Source organism: Streptomyces lasiicapitis, from assembly GCF_014646335.1.
GTDB lineage: Bacteria > Actinomycetota > Actinomycetes > Streptomycetales > Streptomycetaceae > Streptomyces > Streptomyces lasiicapitis.
Genome location: NZ_BMNG01000010.1, coordinates 124,072 through 128,781, shown reverse-complemented (window position 1 = coordinate 128,781; position 4,710 = coordinate 124,072). Strand labels below are relative to the sequence as shown.

The 4,710-nt window shown below is 71.1% G+C and carries 4 protein-coding genes; 3 read left to right on the top strand and 1 reads right to left on the bottom strand.

Translation table 11 applies throughout. The annotated features are described in order from the left end of the window. Nucleotides 1-16 precede the first annotated feature (16 nt). Both IEY91_RS22420 and IEY91_RS22415 read left to right on the top strand, forming a co-directional pair. On the top strand, nucleotides 17-235 hold the full coding sequence (locus tag IEY91_RS22420) for an MbtH family protein (RefSeq protein ID WP_189175426.1): 219 nt from the start codon (nucleotides 17-19) through the stop codon (nucleotides 233-235). A gap of 106 nt (nucleotides 236-341) precedes the next feature. After that, complete coding sequence (locus IEY91_RS22415; protein WP_189175425.1) at nucleotides 342-1,547, top strand: cytochrome P450; 1,206 nt, start codon at nucleotides 342-344, stop codon at nucleotides 1,545-1,547. Between the two features lie 79 nt (nucleotides 1,548-1,626). Here IEY91_RS22415 and IEY91_RS22410 read toward each other — a convergent pair whose 3' ends face one another. Next, a complete protein-coding gene (locus IEY91_RS22410; RefSeq protein ID WP_189175424.1) occupies nucleotides 1,627-2,373 on the bottom strand; it encodes a DUF1838 family protein in 747 nt (248 codons plus the stop codon). A gap of 267 nt (nucleotides 2,374-2,640) precedes the next feature. On the opposite strand from IEY91_RS22410, the gene IEY91_RS22405 reads away from it, so the two are divergent. Next, on the top strand, nucleotides 2,641-4,677 hold the full coding sequence (locus IEY91_RS22405; protein ID WP_229697158.1) for an NPCBM/NEW2 domain-containing protein: 2,037 nt from the start codon (nucleotides 2,641-2,643) through the stop codon (nucleotides 4,675-4,677). The last annotated feature ends 33 nt before the right edge of the window (nucleotides 4,678-4,710 follow it).

Below are 4,710 nucleotides of genomic sequence, written 5' to 3'. Positions count from 1 at the left end.
GGACCAGGGAGCCAGCATGAGCACGAACCCCTTCGACGACGAGAACGGCACGTTCTACGTCCTCGCCAACGACGACGAACAGCACTCCCTGTGGCCGGAGTTCGCCGAGATCCCGCCGGGCTGGCGCGTCGTGTTCGGCGCGGCGGACCGTCCCGCCTGCCTCGCCTATGTCGAGGAGAACTGGACGGATCTGCGGCCCATGAGCCTGCGCGAGGCCATGGCCGGGGACGTGTGACGGCGGCCCAAGTCGCCGCCGTCCACCCACGGATCCCGTACCGCACGTACCACCACCCACAGAACCAGCAGTGCCCGAAGAGCCCGAAAGAGGGGAACGAACGAACATGACCGAACTCGCCGACCGCTGGGGACTGAACCCACTGCACTTCTGGATGTGGGGACGCAGCCCGGAGCACCCCGTGAAGGTCGATGAAAACGGCATAGTCCACATGTACGGCTACGACGAGATCGTCGGCGTCTACAGCAGCCCCAAGGAGTACTCGGCCAATGTGAGTGCCGCCCTGATGGGCGACACCGCGGCCGCCGACGCCTTCAACCAGGGCACGCTCCTGCAGGCGGACCCGCCCGGCCACACCAAGCTGCGCAGGCTCATCAGCGGCGTGTTCACCCCGCGCATGGTGGCCGAGCTGGAGCCGCGCATCGTAGAGATCACCAAGGGTCTCCTCGACGAGGCGGAGGAGCGCGCCACCGGCAACCAGCTGGAGCTGGTCGACGCCCTGACCTACCCGATGCCGGTCATGGTCATCGCCGAGATGCTGGGCGTGCCGCAGAGCGACCGCGGCCTGTTCAAGCAGTGGGTCGACCAGATGATCGCCGCCGCCGGGGACATCTCGGTGGGCGGCGAGGAGACGGCGGAGGACGCCGACGTGGCGGCCGCGCTGCGGCACGTACCGGAGTTCCTCGCCTACCTCCAGCAGCACGTGGACGAGCGCCGCTCGAAACCGCGGGAGGACCTGCTCACCAAACTCGTCCAGGCGGAGGTCGACGGCGAGGGCCTGAGCGACGCGGCCGTCGTGAACTTCGCCAACGAGCTGCTGATCATCGGGCACACCACCACCAGCGCGCTGCTCGGCAACATGCTGCTGTGCCTGGACGCGCACCCCGAGCACTTCGCGGCGTTGCGCAAGAACCCCGAGCTGGTCTCGGGCGTGGCAGAGGAGACCCTGCGGTTCCTGAGCCCGATCGCGGGCTCGTACCGCATAGCCGCCGTCGACACCGAGGCGGCCGGGGTCAAGGTGCCCCAGGGCTCGCTCGTCTCGCTGTGGCTCGGCGCGGCCAACCGCGACGAGCGGCGCTTCGAGCGCCCCCACGAGTTCGACCCCTACCGCGACCCCAACCCGCACCTCGACTTCGGCCGCGGCATGAAGTTCTGCATCGGCGCGCCGCTGGCCCGCCTGGAGGCGCGCATCGCCATCACCGCGCTCCTGGAGCGCTACCCCGTGCTGCGCACGGACCCCGCCAACCCGCCGGAGTTCCTGCCGGTGGAGCAGGCGATCGGCGCCACCAAGCTGCTGCTGCACACCGACTGACGGGACGCGTCCGGCGGGTATGACGGAGCGAGGCGGGACCGGGGTCACACCGGTCCCGCCTCGCCCGCGTGACCCAGGGCTACTGGGGCGGGTGGAGCTTGCGGAAGTACGTCCAGCTGGTCTCGTTCGGCTCGCTCCACTTGTCCGGGGCCTGGGCGAACTTCGGCTGGTGGTCGGCTATGTAGGCACGGGTGCGCTCGGGGACCTCGGCGTACGAGGCGAGCTTGCGTCCCCGGCAGTGGAAGGTGAGGCCGCCGGGGCGCTGCCCGCGGGCCATCCACGGGAGCCAGGGCGACATCCGCGACCACGACATGGTCGCGGGGACACTGGGCGCCGGGCCCGCCAGGTCGGCGCGGTCGGCGAAGAACTGGAAGAGCTCCAGGGCCCGGTAGGTGTCACCGGCCGAGTGGACGGGGTACTGGGCCACCGGCAGCGGCGAGGGATAGGTGAGCGGGATCTCCAGGCTGAAGCAGACCTGGGTGCCGAGCTCGGTCGTCGGGATCGGGAAGGGACGCCACTTCTGATTCGCCGGGTCGTTCCAGATGTGCACCACCGGCAGGTCCTGCCAGGTCTCCAGGATCTCGCGGCTGACGGGGTCCAGGAAGAAGGCGGCCTCGCGGGTGAGCAGCTGGTAGGCGTCCGGGCCGGCTTCGGCGTCCTGGACCAGGCGGGCGACGTTGAGCCCCTCGAAGCCGAAGACGCGCTGGTAGGGCTCGTCGGGGGCCCAGGAGTACACGTCTCCGGACCACCAGTACGTGACCTCCTCGCCGTCCAGTGAGGCACGGGTGCGGGCGAAGGAGCGGAGCGACTCCGCGGGTGTCGTCATACGGACTACTTTGCGCCGCCGGGACCGGGCGGCCTCGGCCGGGGGCGCAGGTGGCGGAAAGACGCCCGCGACGGCCGCCGAGAAGCGGTCGCACCGGCAGGCTGTGAGCGCCGTTCCGATGCGACGGCGGCGGGCGCGGGCACCCCCGGCACACGTGGCTGATTTCCCGCACGGGTCATTGCCCGCGATGCCGGACGCCTCTACGCTCACACGACTCCGTTTGTGACTGACGTTCAGATATCTGACCGCATCGAGGAGTTGAGGCCCATGTCCGGCACCCCCCGCACCCGCCGACGGTTCAGACCCCTGGTCGCACTGCTCGGCCTGGCCATGATCTGGACGCCGTTCCTGTCGCCCGCCGACCGCGCCGAGGCCCTCCCCGACGGCCTCGCGCTCACACCGCCCATGGGCTTCAACAACTGGAACTCCACCGGCTGCGCCATCGACGAGAAGATGATCCGCGACACGGCGGACCGCATCGCCGACTCGGGCCTCAAGGAAGCCGGTTACGAGTACGTCAACGTCGACGACTGCTGGGCCGCGGAGAAACGCGACCCCGCCACCGGCCGCCTGACCGCCCACCCCGAACGCTTCCCCAGCGGCATCAAGGCCCTGGCCGACTACGTCCACGCCCGCGGCCTCAAGTTCGGCATCTACACCAGCGCGGGCACCCTCACCTGCGCCAGGACCATGCCCGGCGCCCTCGACCACGAGGAGACCGACGCCCAGACCTTCGCCGACTGGGGCGTGGACTACCTGAAGTACGACAACTGCAACAACCAGGGCAGGCCCGCCCTGGAGCGCTACACCAAGATGCGCGACGCCCTGAAGAGGACCGGCCGCCCCATCGTCTACTCCCTCTGCGAATGGGGCGAGAACAAGCCGTGGGAGTGGGGCGCCGACGTCGGCCATCTGTGGCGCACCACCGGCGACATCAACGACAGCTGGTCGTCCATGCTGAACCTCTTCAAGGCCAACGCCCCGCTCGCCGGGCACGCGGGCCCCGGCCGCTGGAACGACCCGGACATGCTGGAGGTCGGCAACGGCGGCATGACCGCCACCGAGTACCGCTCCCACTTCGGCCTCTGGTCGATGATGGCCGCGCCGCTGCTCATCGGCACCGACCTGCGCAAGGCCTCCCCGGAGACCTTCGACATCCTCGGCAACAAGGACGTCATCGCCGTCGACCAGGACCGCCTCGGCGTCCAGGCACGCGTGCTGCGCAGTGCGGGCGGCCACTGGGTCCTCGCCAAGCCGCTCGCGAACGGTGACGTGGCGGTGGCCCTGTTCAACGAGACCGGTACGACGGCCACGTTCGGCACCACCGCCAAGGAGCTCGGCCTGCCCGAGCGCACCGGCTACGTCCTCCGTGACCTGTGGCAGCACCGCGACACCGAGACCGCGGGAACGGTGAGCGCGGCCGTGCCCGCGCACGGCACCGCGATGTTCCGGATCTCCGCCGACGCCGACTGGTGGCAGGCGCCGCCCGCCGCCGACGCCGCCCTGCTCACCGACGCGCCCGCCGAGGGCATCCCCGGCACCCTCACCCCGGCGGGTCGCGCCTTCACCGCCACCGTCCGCACCACCAACCACGGCCGCGCCCCCGTCCTCGCGCCCCGCCTCGCCCTGACCGCCCCGGAAGGCTGGCGGGCCAAGGCGCTGGGCCAGGACCACGACCCCGTCCTGACCACCGGCCAGTCCGCCACGGCACGCTGGCGCCTCACCCCACCCTCGGACACCCCGCCGGGCACGGCGGAGGCGACCGCCCGGCTCACCTTCCGCTCCCCGGGCCACGGCCGCGTCACCCGCGAGACCCGGGAGGTCTTCACCGTCCCCGAACCCGTCCCCACCGGCGTCTCCGCGCTCTCCGACGCGCGCTGGGCGGCGGTCGGCAACGGATACGGCCCCGTCGAGCGCGACATGTCCAACGGCGGCGCCAAGGCGGGCGACGGCAGAACCCTCACGGTCAACGGCAAGACGTACCCGAAGGGCCTCGGCACCCACGCCCCCACCGAGCTGATCTACTACCTCGGCGGCCGCTGCACGGACCTGACCACCGACGTCGGCGTCGACGACGAACGCGACCCGCGCCTGCCCGGCCAGGGCACCCTCACCGCCGAGATCTGGGCCGACGGCACCAAGCGCGCCGACAGCGGCCTGCGCACCTGGCAGGACCCGGCAGTGAGCCTCAGCGCCGACCTGAAGGGCGCGGACTATCTGCGGCTCGTCGGCACGACGGGCGGCGACAGCCACATGTACGACCGGCTGGATTGGGGCGGTCCGACTCTGAGGTGCGGGACGTAGGCTCATGCGGTCCCTCTGACCCCGGAGGTCCCG

Excerpts from the sequence above, each read along its gene's own strand:
- IEY91_RS22420 (WP_189175426.1), top strand. The coding sequence starts at position 17 with ATGAGCACGAACCCCTTCGACGACGAGAACGGCACGTTCTACGTCCTC.
- IEY91_RS22410 (WP_189175424.1), bottom strand. The coding sequence starts at position 2,373 with ATGACGACACCCGCGGAGTCGCTCCGCTCCTTCGCCCGCACCCGTGCC.
- IEY91_RS22405 (WP_229697158.1), top strand. The coding sequence starts at position 2,641 with ATGTCCGGCACCCCCCGCACCCGCCGACGGTTCAGACCCCTGGTCGCA.
- IEY91_RS22415 (WP_189175425.1), top strand. The coding sequence starts at position 342 with ATGACCGAACTCGCCGACCGCTGGGGACTGAACCCACTGCACTTCTGG.